The sequence below is a fragment of the Pluralibacter gergoviae ATCC 33028 = NBRC 105706 genome, from assembly GCF_001598855.1.
In the GTDB taxonomy this organism is placed as follows: domain Bacteria; phylum Pseudomonadota; class Gammaproteobacteria; order Enterobacterales; family Enterobacteriaceae; genus Pluralibacter; species Pluralibacter gergoviae.
On the sequence record NZ_BCZS01000012.1, the window covers coordinates 108,883 to 130,433 of the forward strand.

General features: G+C 61.1%; 22 protein-coding genes. 9 read left to right on the forward strand and 13 right to left on the reverse strand.

Features of this window, described 5'->3' with window-relative positions; all coding sequences use genetic code 11:
* Positions 1 to 50 precede the first annotated feature (50 nt).
* The 3 genes from malM to malK form a co-directional block, all read right to left on the reverse strand.
* Positions 51 to 1,019, reverse strand: a complete 969-nt coding sequence (gene malM / locus ENGE1_RS13780; RefSeq protein ID WP_048254005.1) for a maltose operon protein MalM — start codon at positions 1,017 to 1,019, stop codon at positions 51 to 53.
* Between the two features lie 114 nt (positions 1,020 to 1,133).
* Positions 1,134 to 2,486, reverse strand: a complete 1,353-nt coding sequence (locus ENGE1_RS13785) for a maltoporin (RefSeq protein WP_043081660.1) — start codon at positions 2,484 to 2,486, stop codon at positions 1,134 to 1,136.
* A gap of 80 nt (positions 2,487 to 2,566) precedes the next feature.
* A complete protein-coding gene (malK, locus tag ENGE1_RS13790) occupies positions 2,567 to 3,676 on the reverse strand; it encodes a maltose/maltodextrin ABC transporter ATP-binding protein MalK (protein ID WP_043081659.1) in 1,110 nt (369 codons plus the stop codon).
* A gap of 338 nt (positions 3,677 to 4,014) precedes the next feature.
* On the opposite strand from malK, the gene malE reads away from it, so the two are divergent.
* The 3 genes from malE (at position 4,015) to malG (ending at position 7,761) form a co-directional block, all read left to right on the forward strand.
* Entirely contained in the window at positions 4,015 to 5,205 is a 1,191-nt protein-coding gene (gene malE / locus ENGE1_RS13795; RefSeq protein WP_048254006.1) for a maltose/maltodextrin ABC transporter substrate-binding protein MalE, read from the forward strand.
* 114 nt (positions 5,206 to 5,319) lie between these two features.
* Positions 5,320 to 6,858, forward strand: coding sequence for a maltose ABC transporter permease MalF (malF, locus tag ENGE1_RS13800; RefSeq protein ID WP_043081657.1), 1,539 nt, complete (start codon positions 5,320 to 5,322; stop codon positions 6,856 to 6,858).
* A 12-nt stretch (positions 6,859 to 6,870) separates the two neighbouring features.
* Positions 6,871 to 7,761 (forward strand): maltose ABC transporter permease MalG, encoded by an 891-nt coding sequence (malG, locus tag ENGE1_RS13805; protein WP_043081656.1) that lies wholly within the window; start codon positions 6,871 to 6,873, stop codon positions 7,759 to 7,761.
* A gap of 92 nt (positions 7,762 to 7,853) precedes the next feature.
* Here the strand turns inward: malG and ENGE1_RS13810 are convergent, their stop codons facing one another.
* From ENGE1_RS13810 to ltnD, 5 genes are all read right to left on the reverse strand, one after another.
* Entirely contained in the window at positions 7,854 to 9,215 is a 1,362-nt protein-coding gene (locus tag ENGE1_RS13810; protein WP_048254007.1) for a GntP family transporter, read from the reverse strand.
* A 108-nt stretch (positions 9,216 to 9,323) separates the two neighbouring features.
* Positions 9,324 to 10,103: a 2-oxo-tetronate isomerase gene (gene otnI / locus ENGE1_RS13815; RefSeq protein ID WP_048254008.1), complete on the reverse strand. Its 780-nt coding sequence runs from the start codon at positions 10,101 to 10,103 to the stop codon at positions 9,324 to 9,326.
* Entirely contained in the window at positions 10,103 to 10,729 is a 627-nt protein-coding gene (gene otnC / locus ENGE1_RS13820) for a 3-oxo-tetronate 4-phosphate decarboxylase (RefSeq protein WP_048254009.1), read from the reverse strand. Before otnC ends, otnI begins: the two co-directional genes overlap by 1 nt.
* Positions 10,726 to 11,985 carry a 3-oxo-tetronate kinase gene (gene otnK / locus ENGE1_RS13825; RefSeq protein ID WP_048254010.1) on the reverse strand — a complete coding sequence of 420 codons (1,260 nt, stop codon included), beginning with the start codon at positions 11,983 to 11,985 and terminating at the stop codon, positions 10,726 to 10,728. The genes otnC and otnK overlap by 4 nt, the downstream gene beginning before the upstream one ends.
* A gap of 2 nt (positions 11,986 to 11,987) precedes the next feature.
* Positions 11,988 to 12,848 (reverse strand): L-threonate dehydrogenase, encoded by an 861-nt coding sequence (gene ltnD / locus ENGE1_RS13830; protein ID WP_048254011.1) that lies wholly within the window; start codon positions 12,846 to 12,848, stop codon positions 11,988 to 11,990.
* Between the two features lie 264 nt (positions 12,849 to 13,112).
* Between ltnD and ENGE1_RS13835 the strand changes: the two genes are divergently transcribed.
* The gene (locus tag ENGE1_RS13835; RefSeq protein ID WP_048254012.1) at positions 13,113 to 13,898 is read left to right on the forward strand and encodes a DeoR/GlpR family DNA-binding transcription regulator; all 786 of its coding nucleotides are present in this window, start codon (positions 13,113 to 13,115) and stop codon (positions 13,896 to 13,898) included.
* A 23-nt stretch (positions 13,899 to 13,921) separates the two neighbouring features.
* Here the strand turns inward: ENGE1_RS13835 and ENGE1_RS13840 are convergent, their stop codons facing one another.
* From ENGE1_RS13840 to ENGE1_RS13855, 4 genes are all read right to left on the reverse strand, one after another.
* On the reverse strand, positions 13,922 to 14,401 hold the full coding sequence (locus ENGE1_RS13840; RefSeq protein ID WP_048254013.1) for a heme-degrading domain-containing protein: 480 nt from the start codon (positions 14,399 to 14,401) through the stop codon (positions 13,922 to 13,924).
* Positions 14,398 to 15,726, reverse strand: coding sequence for an MFS transporter (locus tag ENGE1_RS13845; protein ID WP_048254014.1), 1,329 nt, complete (start codon positions 15,724 to 15,726; stop codon positions 14,398 to 14,400). Before ENGE1_RS13845 ends, ENGE1_RS13840 begins: the two co-directional genes overlap by 4 nt.
* 41 nt (positions 15,727 to 15,767) lie before the next feature.
* Positions 15,768 to 16,718, reverse strand: a complete 951-nt coding sequence (locus tag ENGE1_RS13850) for a 2-hydroxyacid dehydrogenase (protein ID WP_048254015.1) — start codon at positions 16,716 to 16,718, stop codon at positions 15,768 to 15,770.
* 144 nt (positions 16,719 to 16,862) lie between these two features.
* Positions 16,863 to 17,855 (reverse strand): LacI family DNA-binding transcriptional regulator, encoded by a 993-nt coding sequence (locus tag ENGE1_RS13855; protein ID WP_048254016.1) that lies wholly within the window; start codon positions 17,853 to 17,855, stop codon positions 16,863 to 16,865.
* Positions 17,856 to 18,082: 227 nt separating this feature from the next.
* On the opposite strand from ENGE1_RS13855, the gene idnO reads away from it, so the two are divergent.
* From idnO to lysM, 4 genes are all read left to right on the forward strand, one after another.
* Complete coding sequence (gene idnO / locus ENGE1_RS13860; protein WP_048254017.1) at positions 18,083 to 18,847, forward strand: gluconate 5-dehydrogenase; 765 nt, start codon at positions 18,083 to 18,085, stop codon at positions 18,845 to 18,847.
* A gap of 10 nt (positions 18,848 to 18,857) precedes the next feature.
* On the forward strand, positions 18,858 to 19,388 hold the full coding sequence (locus ENGE1_RS13865) for a gluconokinase (RefSeq protein ID WP_048254018.1): 531 nt from the start codon (positions 18,858 to 18,860) through the stop codon (positions 19,386 to 19,388).
* A complete protein-coding gene (locus tag ENGE1_RS13870; protein WP_048254019.1) occupies positions 19,385 to 19,858 on the forward strand; it encodes a YhcH/YjgK/YiaL family protein in 474 nt (157 codons plus the stop codon). The genes ENGE1_RS13865 and ENGE1_RS13870 overlap by 4 nt, the downstream gene beginning before the upstream one ends.
* Positions 19,859 to 20,000: 142 nt before the next feature.
* Positions 20,001 to 20,450 (forward strand): peptidoglycan-binding protein LysM, encoded by a 450-nt coding sequence (gene lysM, locus ENGE1_RS13875; protein WP_043081644.1) that lies wholly within the window; start codon positions 20,001 to 20,003, stop codon positions 20,448 to 20,450.
* A gap of 38 nt (positions 20,451 to 20,488) precedes the next feature.
* On the opposite strand, the gene psiE is transcribed toward lysM, so the two are convergent.
* Positions 20,489 to 20,899: a phosphate-starvation-inducible protein PsiE gene (gene psiE, locus ENGE1_RS13880; RefSeq protein ID WP_043081643.1), complete on the reverse strand. Its 411-nt coding sequence runs from the start codon at positions 20,897 to 20,899 to the stop codon at positions 20,489 to 20,491.
* 118 nt (positions 20,900 to 21,017) lie between these two features.
* On the opposite strand from psiE, the gene ENGE1_RS13885 reads away from it, so the two are divergent.
* Positions 21,018 to 21,530 carry a GNAT family N-acetyltransferase gene (locus ENGE1_RS13885; RefSeq protein WP_048254020.1) on the forward strand — a complete coding sequence of 171 codons (513 nt, stop codon included), beginning with the start codon at positions 21,018 to 21,020 and terminating at the stop codon, positions 21,528 to 21,530.
* Positions 21,531 to 21,551 lie beyond the last annotated feature (21 nt).

Below are 21,551 nucleotides of genomic sequence, written 5' to 3' on the forward strand. Positions count from 1 at the left end.
TACCGAAAGGCTAAGGCCAAACATCAAACATCAGCAGCGTGGGGCAGCCATCACCCCTTGCCTTTTACGCTGCTGATAAAGGTGGAACGCGCGGAGGTCGAGCCGAGGCGCTCGGCTTCGTTGAGCAGCTTCAGCGCTTTATCAATATTGCCCTCTTTAACGGCCTGCTTAATGCCGTTGTTGAAGTAGGTTTCAGTGTCGTTGAGTACGGGTTCGGACTTCACCGGTGCGGCAGCGACAGGCGCCGCAGCAGGGGCCGAGGCGGGTGCCGTAGCCGGTGCCGCAGCCGGTGCGCTGTAGGCCGGCGCAGCGGTGTTGCCGACGGTTACCGGCGCCGGGCCGGAAGAGCCAAACAGCGGACCAACCAGCACGCTGGAGCTGGTGTTGGTTTTTACCTTCAGCTTCAGCGTACCCTCAGCGGAGTGGCGGGCAATCGGATCGGGAATATCCGGTATCGCGTTACCCGTGCCTTTGGCATAGGCTTTCGCCGGATCGAGCAGTTTCGTGGTCTGCTGCAGATCCTGCGGCGTGGTAAAGACCAGCACGTAGATTTTCTGCTGGCCCAGCGCCGGCGTCAGACGCATGACGCCCTCCAGGCGGTCGGCGCTCATCACGCCCGGCTCCTGATAGGTAAAGTAGCTGCTCGGGAAGAAGGCGGACGGCGTCATGTTCTGGTCAAGGATCAGCACGTTCGGCGCGTACACGCCGCTATGCTTGTTCACTTCGCTGGTCAGCGTCAGGGTTATCTCACCGATATTGGCCGGCACGCTGTAGGCCGCCACCGGCCCGGTGATGCCGGACACATGCAGGCTCTGCCCGGCGGTCGCCAGCGGCGTAGTATGGGATTTTGACTGGTCAACGGGAGTCCAGGTCAGCTGCTGCAGCGCAGCGGTCGGGATCGCCGGCGCGGCGGCGGTATTCTGCGGCACCACGTTGACATCGGCAAAGCTGACTGCCGGGGCGCTGGCCAGCAGGCCGGCGGACAGGCAGAGGGCAACGAGCGTTTTATTCATTTTCATTGTTATCACCTCAAAACGGGGGCGCAGCGGTGGCCAGGCAATAGCGCGCTGCGTCGAAGAGAGAGGGGCTTTCGCCCCTCTTTTATTCAGGCATTACATCGGGTTAAACAGGGTTTACCACCAGATTTCCATCTGGGCGCCGAAGGTCCATTCGTCATCGTTGCCGCGACCGAAGGAGCCACCGTTGTAGTTATCTTTCACCGCCGTGCTGTAGTTAGGGTTAGTGTCCGCGCTGCCGGTATAGTCATAGCCCCAGCGCTCTTTCCACTTGGCGTAGGTAGCAAAGACGCGGATCGCCGGACGGGACCAGATGCTGTCGCCCGCCTGCCACTGCTGGGCGAGGGTGATTTTGTACTGGTTGTTGGTGGAGTCGGTTTTCTGCGACTTGACGTTGTCATAGCCGATTTCCATCAGGGTGCTCATGATCGGCGTCCACTTGTACATCGGACGCACGCCCACGGTGTACCACTTGGTGCCGTTGTTGTTATCCCAGTTGATGTCCTGGTACATCGCCACGTACATCAGATCCCAGTCGTCGGCAAGAGAGATAGCCCCGTGATCGAGCAGGCGCAGCATGTGCCCGTTGTTGTTGATGCCGTCACCGTAGAGTTTGCCGCTTTCATCGCGGCCAATGCCGACGCCCGCGCCCTGGGAGAGGCCTTTACCATGAGACGTCATCGAGTCCGTCGCGTACTGCACCACAAACTTGTTGTAGCCGTTCAGCATGCTCTGGGTATGCTGGGCAGTAAACATCCAGCCGTCTTTAGAGGCGCCGTTGGCCAGATGGTAGTGATCGCGATAGTTAGCGCGGCCATAGTCAACGCCCAGCTCCAGCGAGCCGCCCGGGTTAACCTGAATTTCCGCTAAACGCGCATCGAATACATCGTTGGCGGTTCTGTGGCTGTAGTCCTTAATATCTTTACTGGCGAACGTGGCTGAACCACCGGCTTCCGAGGAGCGGGCGGCGGCGAGAGAGAGTTTACCAAAGCCCAGGTCCACATTTTCCAGGCCCGCGCCCGGACCGGAGATATCCCAGTAGTAGAAGTCGATCATGTGAACGTCATGACGCTGATAGAAGCGCTTACCGGCCCAGATCGTTGCCCCCGGCAGCCACTCGATCAGGTTTTTACCCTGCACGTTGGCTTCACGGAAGGCCGGGCTGGTGTCTTCCCAGTCGTTCTGCTGCGCAACGGAGTAGGCGACGTTAGTGTCGAAGTAGAAGCTCTTATCGCCCTCTTTCCACACTTCCTGGCCCAGCTTCAGCTCAGCGTAGGTTTCACACTCGTTACCGAGACGGTATTTACTTTGTGCGCCGGTTGCCTGGAAGCACTGCTGTTCGCCGCCGCTGCCGGTCCAGCCAATGCCGGAACGGGCATAGCCGTGGAAGTCCACCGCCAGCGCCTGGGCAGACAGTACGCCTGCTGCGACAGCTACCGCCAGAGGAAGTTTGCGCAGAGTTATCATCATGTTTCTCCTGAGATCGTTGCTTTTCTTTGAACACTTTCCCCATCGAATGGGCAGGGTTTCGTGCTTTTAATTGGGAAGCCTTATACGCCCGGCTCTTTATGCAGCCGACGACAGGCGGAGCCATCCTCACGGAACAGATGGCAGCGCTCCGGCGGCAAGCCGATGGCGAATGTGGCTCCCTCTTCTACCAGCACCACGTCGTTCTGGCGGTAGACCAGGTTCTGACGGATGGCGGGGATCTGGATATGGATTTGCGTTTCGTGGCCGAGCTGCTCGACGACCTGCACCTCGCCTTCGAGCGTGACGTCGGCGATGTCGCACGGCAGCAGGTGCTCGGGGCGAATGCCTAAAGACATGTTGGCGCCGACCTGCACGCCGGTGCTTTCGACCGGCAGCCAGATTTGCTGGCGGTTCGGCAGCTCGACCTGCACCTGCTCAATCGCGGTGGCGGTGACCTTCACCGGCAGGAAGTTCATCTTCGGTGAGCCGATAAAGCCGGCGACGAAGCGGTCCGCCGGATAGTGATACAGCTCCAGCGGCTTGCCGACCTGGGCGACGCGGCCCGCGTCGAGGACCACGATTTTGTCCGCCAGGGTCATGGCTTCGACCTGATCGTGGGTGACGTAAATCATGGTGCGGCCAAGGCGCTTGTGCAGGCGCGAGATCTCAATGCGCATCTGCACCCGCAGCGCGGCGTCGAGGTTGGAGAGCGGCTCATCGAGCAGGAAGACGCGCGGCTCGGCCACCAGCGTGCGGCCGATAGCGACGCGCTGGCGCTGACCGCCGGAGAGCGCTTTCGGCTTGCGGTCCAGCAGGTGCGCCAGCTGCAGCACTTCCGCCACCTGATTCACCCGCTGCTGGATAAGATCTTTTTTCGCCCCGGCCAGCTTGAGGCCAAAAGACATATTTTCCGCCACCGACAGGTGCGGATAGAGGGCGTAGGACTGAAACACCATGCCGATGCCGCGCTCGGCGGGCGGCGTGTCGTTCATCCGCTTACCGCCTATCAGCAGCTCGCCGCGGGTTATCGTCTCCAGCCCGGCGATCATCCGCAGCAGCGTCGATTTACCGCAGCCCGATGGCCCGACAAACACCACGAATTCGCCGTCGCCGATATCGAGATTGATATTTTTCGATACCACGACGTCGCCCCAGGCTTTTGTCACGTCTCTCAGCTGTACGCTCGCCATGCCCTTCTCCCTAAAAACATCAAGATGGGCCTGACTATGCGTTATCCGTTACGGGCGTAAATCCTCCGCCTGCGGGCTTTTTGATGGGGGAGGAGACGGGAGGATGAGAAGGTCGGTGCGAAAGCGGCGGCCGGCGGACAGGGCAAAAAATCGTGATGCCGCCTGCAAAATTCAGCCGGTGATTATGTGCGCCAGCGCGCATAACGGCGATTTAAGCAATGCAGATCACACAAACACCGCCGGGGGCGTAGGCGCGGGGAGGATGGAAAGAGGATGTCATATAAAGAAACTAAGGGACATTAAGAGCCTACGCGTACCCCACCAAAAGGATGGAACATATGAAAATGAATACCGGCGCACGCATCCTCGCACTGTCCGCCCTGACCGCGATGATGTTTTCCGCCTCTGCCCTCGCCAAAATTGAGGAAGGGAAACTGGTTATCTGGATCAATGGCGACAAGGGCTACAACGGCCTCGCCGAGGTCGGTAAGAAATTTGAGCAGGATACCGGCATCAAGGTGACCGTTGAGCACCCGGATAAGCTGGAAGAGAAGTACCCGCAGGTGGCGGCCACCGGTGACGGCCCGGATATCATCTTCTGGGCCCACGACCGCTTTGGCGGCTACGCCCAGTCCGGCCTGCTGGCGGAAATCACTCCCGATAAAGCCTTCCAGGACAAACTTTACCCCTTCACCTGGGACGCGGTGCGCTATAACGGCAAACTGATTGCCTATCCGATCTCCGTCGAAGCGCTGTCGCTCATCTATAACAAAGACCTGGTGCCGAACCCGCCGAAGACCTGGGAAGAGATCCCGGCGCTGGATAAATCGCTGAAGGCGAAAGGCAAGTCCGCGCTGATGTTTAACCTGCAGGAGCCGTACTTCACCTGGCCGCTGATCGCCGCCGACGGCGGCTACGCGTTTAAGTTTGAAAACGGCAAGTATGACGTTAAGGACGTCGGCGTTGACAGCGCGGGCGCGAAAGCGGGCCTCGGCTTCCTGGTGGATCTCATCAAGAACAAGCACATGAACGCCGATACCGATTACTCCATCGCCGAAGCGGCCTTCAACAAGGGCGATACGGCGATGACCATCAACGGCCCGTGGGCGTGGTCGAACATCGATAAGAGCAAGGTCAACTACGGCGTTACCCTGCTGCCGACTTTCAAAGGCAAAGCTTCGAAGCCGTTCGTCGGCGTGCTGAGCGCGGGTATCAACGCCGCCAGCCCGAACAAAGAGCTGGCGAAGGAGTTCCTGGAAAACTACCTGCTGACCGACCAGGGTCTGGAAGCGGTGAACAAAGATAAGCCGCTGGGCGCCGTGGCGCTGAAGTCCTATCAGGAGGCGCTGGAGAAAGATCCGCGCATCGCCGCCACCATGGCCAACGCCAAGGCGGGCGAAATCATGCCGAACATTCCGCAGATGTCCGCCTTCTGGTATGCGGTGCGTACGGCGGTGATTAACGCCGCCAGCGGTCGCCAGACGGTGGATGCGGCGCTGAAGGATGCAGAAGGTCGTATTACGAAGTAACGGCTGCCCCTCACCCCGGAGGGGAGAGGAAGAAACACAACCCCGGCCCGCCCCTCTCCCCCACCGGGGAGAGGGTTAAGGTGAGGGGGAAAATGCTACAGAGGAAGATTCCCCATGGATGTCGTTAAGAAGAGTCACTGGTGGCAGAGCGATGCCCTGAAGTGGTCCATCATCGGGCTGCTGGGCCTGCTGGTCGGCTATCTTGTTGTCGTGATGTACGCCCAGGGGGAGTACCTGTTTGCCATCATGACGCTGATATTAAGCTCGGCTGGCCTCTACATTTTTGCAAACCGCAAAACCTATGCCTGGCGCTACGTCTACCCGGGTCTCGCCGGAATGGGGCTGTTTGTCCTCTTCCCGCTGATCTGCACCATCGCCATCGCTTTTACCAACTACAGCAGCACCAACCAGCTGACCCAGGAGCGGGCGCAGCAGGTGCTGATGGAGCGCGCCTATCAGGCGGGTAAAACCTACCAGTTTGCCCTCTATCCGGCCGGGGAGCAGTGGCGGCTGGCGCTCAGCGATAACGATAAATATTATGTTTCCGACGCCTTTACCTTCGGCGGTGAACAAAAGATCCCGCTCAGGCAGGCCGACGCCCTGCCGGACGGCGAGCGCGGCAACCTGCGGGTGATAACCCAGAATCGTCAGGCACTCGGCCAGTTGACGGCGATCCTGCCGGATAACAGCAAAGTGACCATGAGCTCACTGCGCCAGTTCTCCGGCACCCGCCCGCTTTACGCCCTGGCGGACGACGGCGAGCTGACCAATAACCAGACCGGCGTCAAGTATCGCCCCAATAACCACATCGGCTTTTACGAATCGGTCAATGGCGACGGCAGTTGGGCGGGCGAGAAGCTGAGCCCCGGCTATACCGTCAGCATCGGCGTTGACAACTTTACCCGCGTCTTCACCGACGAGGGGATCCAGAAGCCCTTCTTCGCCATCTTCGTCTGGACGGTGGTGTTCTCGGTGCTGACGGTGATTCTGACCGTCGCCGTGGGGATGGTGCTGGCCTGCGTCGTGCAGTGGGAAGCCCTGAAGGGCAAGGCGATTTACCGGGTGCTGCTGATCCTGCCCTACGCCGTGCCGTCGTTTATCTCGATCCTTATCTTCAAAGGGCTGTTCAACCAGAGCTTCGGCGAGATCAACATGATGCTCAGCGCCCTGTTCGGCATCAAGCCGGCCTGGTTCAGCGATCCGACCACCGCCCGGGCGATGATCGTGATCGTCAACACCTGGCTCGGCTACCCGTACATGATGATCCTCTGCATGGGGCTTTTGAAAGCGATCCCGGACGATCTGTACGAAGCCTCGGCGATGGACGGCGCGGGGCCGCTGCAGAACTTCTTTAAAATTACCCTGCCGCTGCTGATCAAGCCCCTGACGCCACTGATGATCGCCAGCTTTGCCTTTAACTTTAACAACTTCGTGCTGATCCAGCTGCTGACCAACGGCGGCCCGGACCGGCTCGGCACTACCACGCCGGCGGGCTATACCGACCTGCTGGTGAGCTATACCTACCGCATCGCCTTTGAAGGCGGCGGCGGCCAGGACTTCGGGCTGGCGGCGGCGATTGCCACGCTGATCTTCCTGCTGGTGGGCGCACTTGCGGTTGTGAACCTCAAAGCCACGCGCATGAAGTTTGATTAAGGGAGAAAAATCATGGCTATGGTACAACCCAAATCCCAGAAGCTGCGGCTGTTCATCACCCACCTGCTGCTGCTGCTGTTTATCGCCGGGATCATGTTCCCGCTGCTGATGGTCATCGCCATCTCTCTGCGCGAGGGCAACTTCGCCACCGGCAGCCTGATCCCGGAACACATCTCCTGGGAGCACTGGCGGCTGGCGCTGGGCTTCAGCGTTGAGCACGCCGACGGCCGGGTGACGCCGCCGCCGTTCCCGGTGCTGCTGTGGCTGTGGAACTCGGTGAAGATCGCCGGGATCACCGCCGTCGGCATCGTGGCGCTCTCCACCACCTGCGCCTACGCCTTCGCCCGGATGAAGTTTCCCGGCAAGGCGACGCTGCTGAAGGGAATGCTGATTTTCCAGATGTTCCCGGCGGTGCTGTCGCTGGTGGCGCTGTACGCCCTGTTCGACCGCCTGGGCCAGTACATTCCGTTTATCGGCCTCAACACCCACGGCGGAGTGATCTTCGCCTACCTCGGCGGCATCGCCCTGCACGTCTGGACCATTAAGGGCTACTTCGAAACCATCGACGGCTCGCTGGAAGAGGCCGCCGCGCTGGACGGCGCCACGCCGTGGCAGGCGTTCCGCCTGGTGCTGCTGCCGCTGTCGGTACCGATCCTCGCGGTGGTCTTTATTCTGTCGTTCATCGCCGCGATCACCGAAGTGCCGGTGGCCTCGCTGCTGCTGCGCGATGTCGACAGTTACACCCTGGCGGTCGGGATGCAGCAGTACCTGAATCCGCAGAACTACCTGTGGGGCGACTTTGCGGCGGCGGCGGTGCTGTCCGCGATCCCGATCACCGTCGTCTTCCTGCTGGCCCAGCGCTGGCTGGTCAACGGCCTGACGGCGGGCGGCGTGAAGGGCTAAATTTCATCATCATTATTGCCACTGTTATCCTCAACATTTGATCCTGGAAGTTCTTTGTAGCGATCGCGCAAGCCATCGCTACTTTTTTTGATCTACAGCACGGCCCACAGCAGCCAGATGATGGCGAAGCCGCTGAGGCCCATCAGGGTAGTTAGCACCGTCCAGGTCTTCAGGCCGTCGGAGACCGACAGGCCGAGGTAGCGGGTCACCACCCAGAAACCGGCGTCGTTGACGTGGGAGAGGCCGAGGCCGCCGAAGCAGGCCGCCAGGGTCACCAGCACCCGCTGCATGTCGGTGACGTCGCCTACCGCCTGGCTCAGCAGGCCGCTGGTGGTGAGAATGGCGACGGTGGCCGACCCCTGCGAGGCGCGCAGGGCCAGCGACAGGATAAAGGCCGCCGGGATCAGCGGCAGGTGCAGCGTCTCCAGCGTCAGGGCCAGCGCTCTGCCGACGCCGGACTCCACCAGCACCTTGCCGAAAGCGCCGCCCGCCCCCGCCACCAGGATGACGCTGGCGGAGCCGGGAATGGCGTGGCCGGTCAGATCCTCAAGCTTCTCCTTGCTCCAGCCGCGGCGCACGCCCAGCAGCCAGGCCGCCAGCGCGAGGGCGATCAGCAGGGCAACCGGCGGGTTGCCGAGCACCATCATGGTAGCCCGCAGCGCGCTGCCCTCCGTCAGCATCGAGTGCGCGAGGGTGCCCAGCACGATCAGGACAATCGGCACCACGATAAGCCCGGCGATAGTCATTGCCCCCGGCGGCGCCACCTTCGGCGCCGCTTTACCTTCCGCGTCGGCGGGTTCCGCCAGCTGCAGCTGCTCCAGCACCTCAACGGAGAGGTGGTACCGGCGTCGGTTCATCGCCTTCGCCACGTAGTAGCCCACCGCGCCCACCGGAATCGACACCAGAATACCCAGCATCATTAGCCAACCCATATCGCTGTGCAGAATGCCCGCCGCCGCCGCCGCGCCGGGATGGGTCGGCAGCGCCACGTGCACCGTCAGCATCACCCCGGCCATCGGCAGGCCGAACTTGAGGGGCGATACCTGCGCCACCTTGCTGAAGCCGTAGATCAGCGGAATGACGATGATAAAGCCCACCTCAAAAAAGACAGGAATGCCGAGGATAAAGGCGGCGATAGTCAGGGCGGCGACGGTGCGCTTCATCCCCAGTCGGCGGCTGAAGTGCTGCGCCAGCGACTCGGCGCCGCCGGAGGCCTCAATCACTGCTCCAAGCATCGCGCCCAGCACGATGATGATCGTGATATGTCCCAGCAGGTTGCCCATGCCGCTGAAGATGGTCTCCATAATTTTATCGGCGGGAATGCCGGTGGCGATGGCCACCAGCAGACTGACCACCAGCAGGGCCACGAAAGGATGGACTTTGGCTTTGATCACCAGCAGCAGCAGGATCAGAATGCTGGCGACGGCAATGGCTAACAGCAGGGCGGTTGACATAGTAATCACCTGATTTAATTAGAATAATAGGGTACAGACTGGCGTTTTCAGGGTGCACGCGGTCTGCCGCCGCGCGGGGAGCGCGGCGGCAGACGTCACGACACAGGATTAATTAAGGTACGGCGCTATCCAGCCGAGCCCGGCGTCGGTGCGGCCGCGCGGAATATATTCGCAGCCGATCCAGCCATCGTAGCCCACCTCATCCAGCAGGTTAAACAGGTACGGGTAGCTGATTTCGCCCTCGTCCGGCTCGCGCCTGTCCGGCACCGAGGCAATCTGGATGTGGCGGTAGCGGCCCGCATACTCGCGGATCAGGTGGCTCAGGTTGCCGTCCACCCGCTGGGCGTGGAACAGATCGAGCTGGGTGAAGACGTTGGGCCGGTCGATGCGCGCCACCATCTCCAGGGTCTGGTACTGGCTGGCGTAGAGATAGTTGGGCTTAGTGAGCGGATTGAGCGCCTCCAGCAGCAGGTTAATGCCGTGCGGCGCAAAGCGCTCTGCGGCATAGCGCAGGTTGCCGATCAGCGCGGCTTCATACGCCCCGCGGTCCGCGCCCGGCGGCACGACGCCCGCCATGACGTGCACCTGCGGGCAGTTGAGGGCCAGGGCGTACTCCAGCGCCTGGTCGATGTCGGCCCGGGCCTGCGCCTCGCATCCCGGCACGGCGGACAGCCCCCACTCCCCCGCCTGCACGTCGCCCGGCGCGGTATTGAACAGCACCAGCTTTAGCTGATGCTTATCCAGTTCAGCTTTGATGACCTCCGCCGGGTAGTCATAGGGAAACAGAAACTCCACGGCGCGAAAGCCCGCCTTTGCCGCCGCGCCGAAGCGATCAGGGAAAGCGTATTCGTTAAATTGGGTCGATAAGTTTGCTGCGAATTTTGGCATTAGTAGTCCCTCAGTTCAGCCACTTCGCCGTCGGTCAGATAGCGAATGGCGCGGTCGCCGAGCGTGAACATCAGACGCGCGGTCTCTTCCAGTTCTTCAAGATTATCGGCGGCCTGGCGCAGGGACGTTCCCGTCACCACCGGGCCGTGGTTAGCCAGCAAAAACGCGCGATGCCCGCCCGCCCGGCGGGCCAGCTCCTGCGCCAGCCGGATATCGCCGGGTTTGTAATAGGGCACCACCGGCACGTCGCCGACCCGCATCACCACGTAGGGCGTAAAGGGCCGGATGCAGTTCTGCGTGTCCAGGCCCTCCAGGGAGGAGAGCGCCGTCAGATAGTGGCAGTGCAGGTGTACGACGGCCCGGCACTGCGGGTTATTCAGGTACAGCTCCCGGTGAAAGGCGATCTCTTTCGACGGCTTATCGCCGCTGAGCCACTCGCCGCTGAGGGTCACTTTCGACAGCCGCTCCGGCGCCAGCTCGCCCAGGCAGGAGCCGGTGGGCGTCGCCAGCAGGGTGCCGTCCGCCAGCAGGACCGAGAGATTGCCCGCCGAGCCGGTGGCGTAGCCGCGCTGAAAGAAAGAGGCGCCGAGCCTGACCATCTCCTCCCTTGCCCGCTGTTCACTCATGGCAAAAACTCCTGCTGGGCGCGGGCGAAGAACTGCTCATCGCCGAAGTTACCGGACTTGAGGGCCAGCGACAGCGGCTGGTGAATGTCGCGCACCCAGGGCACGCCGGGCGAGATGGCCGGACCGATATGGAACGCCGTGACGCCCAGGGCCTGCGCCACCACGCCGGAGGTTTCGCCGCCCGCCACAATAAAGCGCTGCCAGCCGCGGTTTTTCAGCGCGCGGGCGACGGCGGCAAACAGCTGCTCTACCGCCTCGCTGCTGCGGGCCGCGCCGTACTGCCGCTGGATGGCCTGCAGCTGCTGCGGATCGGCGGTGGCGTAGAGCAGCGGCGCCAGGGGCGACGCCGCGTTTGCCTCAACCCAGTCGCAGAGGGCGGCGGCATAGCCTGCGGCATCGGCGATGCAGCGCTCTACGTTCACCTCCTGCGCCGGGGCCTGCTGGCGGTAGGCCGCCACCTGCCGGTTGGTCATCGGCGAGCAGGAGCCGGAGAGCACCACCGCCCGCTCTCCCTGCGGCCAGCCTGCCTGCTGTGCATCGTTCCCCTGCCGCGCCGGGGCCCACGCCCGGGCGATGCCGAGCGCCAGCCCCGATCCGCCGGTCACCAGCCGCATTTGCTTCAGCGCTTCGCCCTGGGTCAGCAGGTGCCGCTCGTGGAGCGCATCGAGGACCGCGTAGCGAATGCCCTGCGCGCGCAGGTCGTCCAGCCGGGCAGCGACCACCGCCGCGCCCTTGTCCAGCTCTGCGGCGTCTATCACAGCCGCCCTGCCCTGCGCCTGGCGCTCCATCAGCCGCACCAGGCTGCTGTCGGTCATCGGCGTCACCGGATGGTGGCGCATACCCGACTCTGCCAGCAGCTGGTCGCCGACGAACAGGTAGCCGCGGTAGACAGTGCGGCCGTTGACCGGCAGCGCCGGAGAGATAACGGTCTGCGTTTCGCCCAGCGCCGCCAGCAGCGCGTCGGTCACCGGACCGATGTTGCCCTGCGCGGTGCTGTCGAAAGTAGAACAGTACTTGAAGTAAAAGCGGTCGCAGCCCTGCTGCTGCAGCCACTCCAGCGCCGCCAGCGACTGCGCAACGGCCTGCGCCGGCGGGCAGGAGCGCGACTTGAGGCTGATGACGATGGCCTGCGCGCTGAGCGGGCCGCTCTGCGTCGGGACGCCGCTGAACTGAATGGTGGACAGCCCGTTCTGCACCAGGAAGCTGGCGATGTCCGTGGCGCCGGTAAAATCGTCGGCGATGACCCCTAAGCGCATGGCTATTTCTCCCCGCCGGGCAGCGTGATACCGCTGAAAATTTTGATCACCGCGCTGTCGTCCTCGCGGCCGTATCCGGCGTTGCTGGCTTCGGTGAACATGTTCAGCGCGGTGGAGGCCAGGGGCAGCGGGAAGTGCAGCGACTTCGCCGTTTCGGCCACCAGATTGAGATCTTTAACGAAGATATCGACCGCCGATTTCGGCGAGTAGTCGCCGTCCACCACGTGGCGCATGCGGTTTTCGAACATCCACGAATTGCCGGCGGCATTGGTCACCACGTCATACATGGTCTCCAGCGGAATGCCCGCCCGGACGGCCAGCGCCATCGCCTCCGCGCCGGCGGCGATGTGTACACCCGCCAGCAGCTGGTGAATAATTTTCACCGTCGCCCCGAGGCCGATTTTATCGCCGACGCGATAGACCTTCGCCGCGACGGCATCCAGCACCGGCTGCAGGCGGGCGAAGGCGTCATCGCTGCCGGCGGCCATCACCGTCATCTCGCCGAGGGCCGCTTTCGCCGCGCCGCCGGAGACCGGGGCATCCAGCATCAGCAGCTGATGCTCCGCGAGCCGCTGCGCGATGGCCTGCGCGTCCTGCGCGGAAATGGTGGAGGAGACCATCACCGCCGTGCCGGGCCTCAGCCGCGCCGCCAGCCCCTCTTCGCCGAACAGGATCGCGTTGACCTGGGCGGCGTTAACCACCAGCAGTACAACCGCCTCCAGCTCGCCGGCGAACGCGGCGGCGGAGGGCTGCGCATCGCGCGCCCCCGCCTTGCGAAGGGTTTCCAGCGCCTGGGGATTCAGATCCGCCCCCCAGGTGTTCAGCCCGGCGCGAATGCAGGACTGCGCGGCGCCCATGCCCATAGAGCCTAATCCAATAATGCCAACGTTGTTAACGGGTGCTGACACGGCAGACCTCCAGTGTTAATTTAAGTGATAATTTGTTCCGATAGGTTAACTTTGCCGCAATGGCGGGCAGATAAACGTGCTGATAATCACAAAAATTAACTTATCACAGTCGAAAATAACAGATATTCACATGCTGGCGGCTCCCACCGGCGGCAAAAAGCGTGCTGTAGGCGGCAGGCCGATGATCTACAATGTGAAAAAATGATAAAGAGAGCGGCTATGATCCCAACCGAGCGACATCAAAAAATTTTAGCCCTGGTGGCGGAGCGCGGCGTCATCAGCATCAGCGAGCTGACCGAGCGCCTGGGCGTCTCGCACATGACCATTCGCCGCGACGTGCAGAAGCTTGAGGAGCAAGGGGCCCTGCTGTCGGTGTCCGGCGGCGTGCGATCGACAGACCGCCTGGCGGCAGAGCCGACGCATCTGGCGAAAACCGGCATGTACAGCGAGGAAAAAACGGCGATTGGCCGCTGCGCCGCCCGTTACATCCCGCGCAACAGCTGTATCTATCTCGACGCCGGGACCACGACGCTGGCGCTGGCCCGCGAGCTGCTGGAGCGCGACGATCTGCTGGTGGTCACCAACGACTTCGCGATCGCCGGCCTGCTGATGGAGAGCAGCCGCTGCCGCCTGATCCACATCGGCGGCACCGTCTGCCGGGAGAACTGCTCCACCGTCGGCGAATCCGCCGCCCGCAGCCTGCGCCAGCTGGCGATCGATATCGCCTTTATCTCCGCCTCCTGCTGGGGGCCGCGCGGGCTGTTTACTCCGGATGAGGAGAAGGTGCCGGTCAAGCAGGCGGCAAGCGGCGTCAGCAGCAAGCGGGTGCTGCTGAGCGACAGCTCGAAGTACAACAAGATAGCGACCCATCTGGCGCTGCCGCTGACGCAGTTCGATATGCTGATTACCGACGCCGGACTGAGTAAGAGCGGACGCGAGGTGCTGGAGGGTGAGCGCTGGGCGCTGGTGATTGCGGCGGCGGTTTCAGAGAGCGGCGCCTCCTGAAGACGCCGCGCCCGCAGCAAACGCTATTCGGGTATCGCGATCCCCAGCATCTCGCCCAGAGTGGCAATCACCAGGCAGTGATCGTCGCGCTGGGGCGCGCCGGATACCGTGACGCTGCCCGCCATTGTCCCATCAGTCAGGTAAAGCGGATAGCCGCCGCCAAAGGCGGCATAATCGCGGCTGTCCAGGCCGTAGCGCTCCGCAAGCGTGGTCTGCCGCTCCTGCAGCATCAGCCCGGCGGCCCACGAACTGATACCGAGAAAATCAACCAGGTTACGCTTGCGGCGAACCCAGTCCTGATTTTCGGCGCAGGCGCCGGGCATCAGGGCGCTGAACAGGCAAAGGTGATTGACGCGGATCTCAATGGCCAGCGCAAAGTCGCGTCCGGCCGCATTGTGATACAAGGACTGGCCGAGCGCCCAGGCCTGCGCGGCGCCGAATGCGGGGAAGCGCAACATGGCCTGATGCTCCCGGCAGACGGCGAGCTGCCGTTCAGTATTCACAGGCCCCTCCCGCTTTTAAGCGCTGCCGATGCCGGCTTTCCCGCTTTTGCGGTTTTATCCGCAGACACCAGATCGCACTTCGCCGGCAGGAAGAAGGTGATTGTCCCGGCGATAATCAGCGAGCCCGCCAGGGCGCAGATCGCCACATTCTGCCCGTAAAAGTAGATCATCACGCCGACCAGGTAAGGCCCGCAGAAGCCACCCAGGTTGCCCAGGCCATTGATAGCGCCGCGCGCACTGCCCGCCACTTCCGGCGAGGCGATGCGGCCCGGCATCGACCAGAACGGGCTGGTCGCCGCTTTGAGGAAGAAGCCGCACATCACCAGCGCAATGTAGGCGGCGACAATGTGCTCCTTAAGCAGAACCGAGGCCAGCAGACATCCGGCGAAGCAGTAGAGCGAAAGCCGCACCATCGCCCGCCGCCTGCCGGTGCGATCGCTGAGCAGGGAGATGACGTAGATCCCGGCGAGGGTCGCGACAAAGGGCAGGATAGCCAGTGCGCCGACGCCCGCCATATTGGCCCCGGTCAGGTTTTTAAGGATCGTCGGCAGCCACAGCGTGTAGCCGTAGTCGCCGGTCTGATAAAAGAAGTTAAGGACGATAAGCTTCAGCAGGCCGGAGTTGCGGAAGACCTCTTTGATGGAGGCGCTGGCGACCGGCGGGTTCTCTCTCAGCCGCGCCTCACGCTCCTGATTAAGCGTCGTCACCAGATACTCGCGCTCGCTCGCCGGCAGCCAGTGCGCCTCTTCCGGCCTGTCACTTATCAAAAACCACCAGATAAAGAGCACCACAAACGAAAGCAGCCCCTCGATAATAAACAGCCAGCGCCAGTCAAAGGCGGCGATGATGGCGCCCGATACCGGCGCCGTCAGCATCCCGCCCAGCGGAGCGAACATCATCACAAAAGCGTTGGCGCGGCCAATCTCCTTCTCAGGAAACCAGTTGCTGACCATGGTCAGCACCACCGGCAGCATGCCGCCCTCGGCGACGCCGAGAATAAAGCGCAGCGCCAGCAGCTGATATTCGTGGGTGACGAAGCCGGTTGCCACCGAAACCACCGCCCACGCCACCAGCGACCAGGCAATAAAGCGCTTGCCGCTGCCGTTAACCGCAATGCGCCCACCGGGAATTTGCAGAAAAAGGTAGCCGATAAAGAAAATGCCGCTGGCGACGCCCGCCATCTGGCTGGTAATCCCCAGATCGGACTCCATACCGCCGGGGAGGGCGAAGCTAATATTCACCCTGTCCATAAAGGAAATAATGCAGGCAATCAGCACCGGGGCAATAATGCGCCACCAGCGGGTGCCGGGTATTTTAGTATTCATCCTGTTTCCTCTGTGCAATAAGACAGAAACGACGCAGCTAATCAGATAATTTGGTTAGGTAAGGGACGCCGGGAAAAATAAGCCTCAACGTTGGCAAACACCACATTGCTCATATTCTGCCGCGTTTCGCGGGTGGCGCTGGCGACGTGCGGCTGAAGTACGACGTTGTCGAGCGCCATTAATGCCGCTGGGACATTCGGTTCATCTTCGTAGACGTCAAGCGCCGCGCCGGCAATGGTCTTATTCTGCAGCGCCTGAATAAGCGCGGCCTCATCAATCAGCGATCCGCGGGCGATATTAATCAGCCAGGCGTGCGCCGGCATGACCTCAAAGACATTCGCATTTATCAGCCTGCGGTTTTCCGCGCTGCCTGAGGCGGCGATAACCAGAAAGTCGCTTTCGCGGGCAAGGGCGTGCAGGCTGCTGCACCACTGATAGTCCAGCTGCGGATTTGGATTGCGGTCGTGATAGAGGATCTGCATATCAAAGCCGCTGGCGCGCCGGGCAATCGCCTGCCCAATGTTGCCCATACCGAGAATGCCGATGCGCTTGCCGCTGACCTGGGTCGCCAGCGGCAGCGTCGAGTTTAACCAGCGCCCCTCGCGCACAAAGCGGTCGCCGAGGCACAGCTGCCGCGCGCCCGCCAGCAGCAGGCCCATCGCCAGGTCCGCTACGCCCTGGGTCAGAACGCCGGAGGTAATGGTCACCGCAATGTCGCGGGAACGGGCATACGGCAGATCCACGGCGTCGGTGCCGACACCGAAGATGGCGATGAGTCCGACACGGGGAAGCGCGTCCAGTACGGCACGGGTGACGCCGATATCGCCGCGCGTCACCACGACCTGCACCCGGTCGCCGACGCGCTGTAAAAAGTCGTCCGGATCCTCCTGCTGGTCGTAGAGCCGGTAGACGGTATACGCCGCAGAGAGGCGCGTTATGAGGTCGTCAACCACGGGAGCAATCAGGAGTACAGCCTGGGTGTCATTAGTCATAGGGAGATCCGTTTGAGCATGTAAGAACGTTATTTACGTCTTATCAAACGGGTTTTGGGCAGTTCGTTTTGCGACCTGCATCACACTGAATCGTGTTAAAAAAACGTGTTACAGGCTTCGTGATCGGCGCAGAATAATCGCGGGCTAAATAGTTTCGCCCATTGAAAGACGGTAGTGAAGATCGACGTGTTCGATGGTCGGCAATCCGTTGATTTTCTTTATGATAATCTCCGTAGCCACTTTTCCCATCTCATAGCGGGGCGTCAGCACGCTCGCCAGTCTGGGCGTCGTCACCTGGCCGATCTCCAGGCCGTGAAAGCCGGCAATGGCCATTTGCGACGGGACGCTGATACCGCGCGCCAGGCACTCCTGCAGAACGCCAACGGCCAGATCGTCGTTGGTGCAGAGGATGCCGTCCATATCGGCATACATCTGCCGCGCGAGGGTCATCATGCCCGCGCCGATTGAAATCGACGAGACTTTATTCGGCGAGATGCGCCCGACGGGCATCCCCTGCTCCGCCATCGCCCGGCAGTAGCCGGCATAGCGCTGTTCATCGCGGATATCTGACATTGAGCCAAAGTAGATGATGCGCTTTTTGCCGCTGGCCAGCAGCATAGTGGTCATATCAAAGCCGGCCTTATCATTGTCAAAGCCGACGTTGATCCTGTCCGGCGTGTCCGACAGGCCCATAATTTCCGCAATCGGGATTTTTGCCGCTTTAAGGAATTTTTCCGCCCGCAGGCTGTGGACCGACTCGGTGAGCAGCAGACCTTTGATCTTAAAGGCAAGCACGGCCGCGATTTGCTCCTCTTCCCGCTGGCTATCGTAATCATAATTCACCACCAGCGTCCGGTAGCCGTTGGCGGACGTCACGGACTCAATGCCCGCCAGCACGTCGGCAAAAATTTGATTATGAAAGGAGGGGATCAATACGCCGATGCGCGGCTGGCCGCTGGCAAATACCGCCGCATTATCGGGATCGGGCCGGTAGCCCACTTCGGCAATAACGCTGGCGATACGCTCGGCGGTATCGGGCCGGACCTGCTCCGGCGTGCGCAGATAGCGGCTGACCGTCATCTTTGTTACGCCAGCCAGGGTAGCGATATCACTTAAGGTAATGCGGTGTGCTTTCACTATTAACCCCCGCCGGACGCCAGTCTGAGTCGGACATTATGCCCTCTGCGTCAGCAAAAGAGAACGCATGTCAGTGCGCCGGGGACGGCAGTAACCTGCCCGATTGCCGCCAGCATCACACTAAAAGTAACCCCTTTTTGTAACATGGATTCTGGTGATCTGCATCACAGTTCATCGCCCCTAAAAACCGTGAGATAGGTAATACATTACCGTTTCAGGAAAGCACCATGACGAATCTTTTTGACTTGCAGGGTCAGCGTATATTAATCACCGGCGCCGGTCAGGGTATTGGCTTTATTCTGGCTCAGGGGCTGGCGAAATATGGCGCGGAAATCGTGATTAACGACGTTTCGGCAGAGCGCGCCGGACAGGCCGCGATGAAATTACGCGATGAAGGCGCGACGGTCTGGACCGCAATATTTGATGTCACGGACAGCGACGCCGTCGAGCAGGCGATTAACGATATCGAAATCAATATCGGGGCGATCGATGTCTTATTTAATAATGCCGGCATTCAGCGGCGTCATCCTTTTACCGAATTTCCGGTGGCGGAGTGGAATGCGGTGATCGCCGTCAATCAGACGGCCGTATTCCTGGTATCCCAGGCGGTCGCCAGACGCATGGTGACGCGCAAAAAAGGCAAAATCGTCAATATTGGCTCGATGCAGAGCGAGCTTGGCCGCGACACCATTACGCCCTACGCCGCCGCTAAAGGCGCGGTAAAAATGCTCACCCGCGGCATGTGCGTTGAGCTGGCGCGCCACAATATTCAGGTCAACGGCATCGCACCGGGCTACTTTAAAACCGCAATGACCCAAACGCTGGTGGACGATAAAGCCTTTACCGACTGGCTGTGTAAGCGGACGCCGGCTGCGCGCTGGGGCGATCCGCAGGAGCTGGTGGGCGCCGCGGTGTTCCTTTCATCCAAAGCCTCTGATTTCGTTAACGGCCATCTACTGTTTGTTGACGGCGGCATGCTGGCGGCGGTGTAAGGAGCGCAAAATGGCAGGACAGTGCATTATTTTAATGGGCGTTTCCGGCACCGGTAAATCCACCGTGGGACTGGCCCTTGCCGGCGCAATGCGGGCGAAATTTATCGATGGCGATGACCTTCACCCGCGAAATAACATCCGCAAAATGGGCGCCGGAGAAGCGTTGAACGACGACGATCGCGCCCCGTGGCTGGAGCGGCTTGCCGATGTGATCTTTAGCCTTGAGCAGAAAAATGAGTTGGGCGTGCTGGTTTGCTCGTCGCTCAAGCGGCGCTACCGCGACCGGTTGCGCGAGGGCAATCCCAACGTCCGCTTTCTGTGGCTCAAAGGCGACTACGCCTGCGTGCTGGACAGGATGCAGCGCCGCAAGGGGCACTTTATGCCGGAAGCGCTGCTGAAGAGCCAGTTCGCCGCGCTGGAGACGCCCGCAGAGGATGAAACGGACGTCATCGCCGTCGATATTACACCGCCGGTGGAGGCCATCGTGACCACAAGCCTCGACCTGCTCCAATACGCCGCTGCCCGGAGGGAGCCAGCATGATTATTGATACGTTATCTGCGGGTGCCGCCAACCCGCTCTATCCGCCCGTAATTCGCCGCACCCTGCAGGCCATCATTGACATGAAGCCGGACACGCTGCCTGCCGGTAAATATCCGCTGCAGGGCGATACGGTCTTCTTTTCCGTCAACGAGGGGCAGACGCGCCCGCATCAGGAGCAGCGGCCGGAGTTTCACCGCCAGTACCTTGATATCCACATTGTCCTCGCCGGAGAAGAGATCATCGGCGCGGCGCCTCAGGGCCAGCCGCTGCATCAGAGCGAGCCGTTCAACGATGCTTTCGATCTGGGCTTCTGCACCGGTATCAGCGGCGAAACGCTGATCCACCTGGCGCCGGGATCGCTTGCCATCATCTTCCCGCAGGAGCTGCATCGCCCGATGTGCGCCACAGGCGCGCCTGCGGCGATCCGCAAAATTGTGGTAAAGATTGATTGCGTGCTATTACGCGCCTGACCCGCTCCGAACAGCCTCACCGGCATGATGAGGCCTGTCCGAAGAGATTTCAGTCCTTTCCTCATTGCCCCACCCGACTATTTTACCTAACCTCAAGAGGTCCGGAACAATTGTTCCTCAGCATCAACTTCAGGAGGTTAGGATGAGTCTCTTTAGTTTTGTGAAAGACGCGGGTGAGAAACTGTTGGACGCGGTAAGCGATAAAAGCCCCGAAAGCCTGGGCCAGACGCTGAAGTCGCACCTGCAAAAGCTGAATCTGCCGGGGGCCGATAAGGTCGATGTGAAGGTGGATGAGAACGGTAAAGCCGAAGTGTCAGGTGACGGCCTGAGCCAGGAGGCGAAGGAAAAAATGATGGTGGCGGTGGGTAACGTCTCCGGCATCGCCGAGGTGGTCAACAATATGAAAGCCACCGACGGCGGCGCAGAGAGCACCTACTACACCGTGAAGTCCGGCGATACGCTGAGCGCTATTGCAAAGTCGCAGTACGGTGATGCCAACGCCTACAATAAGATTTTTGAAGCCAACAAGCCGATGCTCAGCCATCCGGATAAGATCTATCCCGGCCAGACGCTGATCATTCCGAAGAAATAATAACCTCACCGCAGGGGCGCACTGCCCCTGCAGTTTCGCTACTCCCGCCGCAGCCGCTTCGAGTTACAGATCCACAGCGTCACCACCAGCAGCAGAATCGATCCGGAATACATCAGCACGTCAACGGGCGACTGGTGATCGACGATAATCAGCCGCACAATGGCGGTGATGCCGATATAGACGAAATAGCGCAGCGGGAAGTGAAATCCCGACTGGAAATACTTCACGATCAGGGCGATAAACTCGAAGTAGAGAAAGTAGACCACCAGCCCCTCGACCAGCTCAAACTTGCTGGTCTTTTCCGGCGCAAACAGGACGTCGGCGAGGTGCAGCGTCTCCTTACCGAGAAACACGACCAGGATTACGGCCAGGCACAGCAGCCCAAGGTTAAGCACAATCTGCAGAAGCGTTGAGATAAGCTCGACCAGCGGTCGTGGCAGGGAATTCATGACGTCAGCTCCATTGTTAACATGGAGTGTTGTATAGCGCAGAAATGTGACGCAGATCTACATTTTTTACTTATCTTTTGTGATGTTTTTATTGTCCGTTTATCCCGGGAGGAGAGCGATGCTACAGATACGGCTCGCGACCGAAGAAGATGCCCCGCGGCTCAGCGCGATGGGGAAAATCAGCTATCCGCACCACTTTGCCCACCTCTGGCACAGCCCGCAGGAACTTGCGGCTTTTGTCGAGAAAGAGTACGCGCCGGAGTCCATCGCCAGAACTATGACGCACGACGCCAGCCGCTGGCTGATCGCCACGCGCGACAGCGCTGACGCCGGCTTCGCGAAGTTCAGCTTTCAGCGTAGCGCTGAGCCGGGCGGCGTAACGGGAACCCTGCTGCACAAACTTTACCTGATGCCGGGCGCAACCGGGGCAGGATGCGGAGAGGCAATGATGAATGAGGTGATCCGCCAGGCAAAAGCGCACGGCGAACGCTACCTCTGGCTGGAAGTGCTGGCTGAAAATCCGCGCGCCAGGCGGTTTTACGAACGCCTGGGTATGACGCACCTCAGAGACACGACCTTTGCCTCCGCTACGCAGGTTAGCGTGCTGCAGGTGCTGGGGATGAGGATTTGAGGGCGAGAAGACAAAAAGCCC

Coding starts and splice junctions, on each gene's coding strand:
- malM (WP_048254005.1), bottom strand. CDS start 1,019: ATGAAAATGAATAAAACGCTCGTTGCCCTCTGCCTGTCCGCCGGCCTG.
- ENGE1_RS13785 (WP_043081660.1), bottom strand. CDS start 2,486: ATGATGATAACTCTGCGCAAACTTCCTCTGGCGGTAGCTGTCGCAGCA.
- malK (WP_043081659.1), bottom strand. CDS start 3,676: ATGGCGAGCGTACAGCTGAGAGACGTGACAAAAGCCTGGGGCGACGTC.
- malE (WP_048254006.1), top strand. CDS start 4,015: ATGAAAATGAATACCGGCGCACGCATCCTCGCACTGTCCGCCCTGACC.
- malF (WP_043081657.1), top strand. CDS start 5,320: ATGGATGTCGTTAAGAAGAGTCACTGGTGGCAGAGCGATGCCCTGAAG.
- malG (WP_043081656.1), top strand. CDS start 6,871: ATGGCTATGGTACAACCCAAATCCCAGAAGCTGCGGCTGTTCATCACC.
- ENGE1_RS13810 (WP_048254007.1), bottom strand. CDS start 9,215: ATGTCAACCGCCCTGCTGTTAGCCATTGCCGTCGCCAGCATTCTGATC.
- otnI (WP_048254008.1), bottom strand. CDS start 10,103: ATGCCAAAATTCGCAGCAAACTTATCGACCCAATTTAACGAATACGCT.
- otnC (WP_048254009.1), bottom strand. CDS start 10,729: ATGAGTGAACAGCGGGCAAGGGAGGAGATGGTCAGGCTCGGCGCCTCT.
- otnK (WP_048254010.1), bottom strand. CDS start 11,985: ATGCGCTTAGGGGTCATCGCCGACGATTTTACCGGCGCCACGGACATC.
- ltnD (WP_048254011.1), bottom strand. CDS start 12,848: ATGGGCATGGGCGCCGCGCAGTCCTGCATTCGCGCCGGGCTGAACACC.
- ENGE1_RS13835 (WP_048254012.1), top strand. CDS start 13,113: ATGATCCCAACCGAGCGACATCAAAAAATTTTAGCCCTGGTGGCGGAG.
- ENGE1_RS13845 (WP_048254014.1), bottom strand. CDS start 15,726: ATGAATACTAAAATACCCGGCACCCGCTGGTGGCGCATTATTGCCCCG.
- ENGE1_RS13850 (WP_048254015.1), bottom strand. CDS start 16,718: ATGACTAATGACACCCAGGCTGTACTCCTGATTGCTCCCGTGGTTGAC.
- idnO (WP_048254017.1), top strand. CDS start 18,083: ATGACGAATCTTTTTGACTTGCAGGGTCAGCGTATATTAATCACCGGC.
- ENGE1_RS13865 (WP_048254018.1), top strand. CDS start 18,858: ATGGCAGGACAGTGCATTATTTTAATGGGCGTTTCCGGCACCGGTAAA.
- ENGE1_RS13870 (WP_048254019.1), top strand. CDS start 19,385: ATGATTATTGATACGTTATCTGCGGGTGCCGCCAACCCGCTCTATCCG.
- lysM (WP_043081644.1), top strand. CDS start 20,001: ATGAGTCTCTTTAGTTTTGTGAAAGACGCGGGTGAGAAACTGTTGGAC.
- psiE (WP_043081643.1), bottom strand. CDS start 20,899: ATGAATTCCCTGCCACGACCGCTGGTCGAGCTTATCTCAACGCTTCTG.
- ENGE1_RS13885 (WP_048254020.1), top strand. CDS start 21,018: ATGCTACAGATACGGCTCGCGACCGAAGAAGATGCCCCGCGGCTCAGC.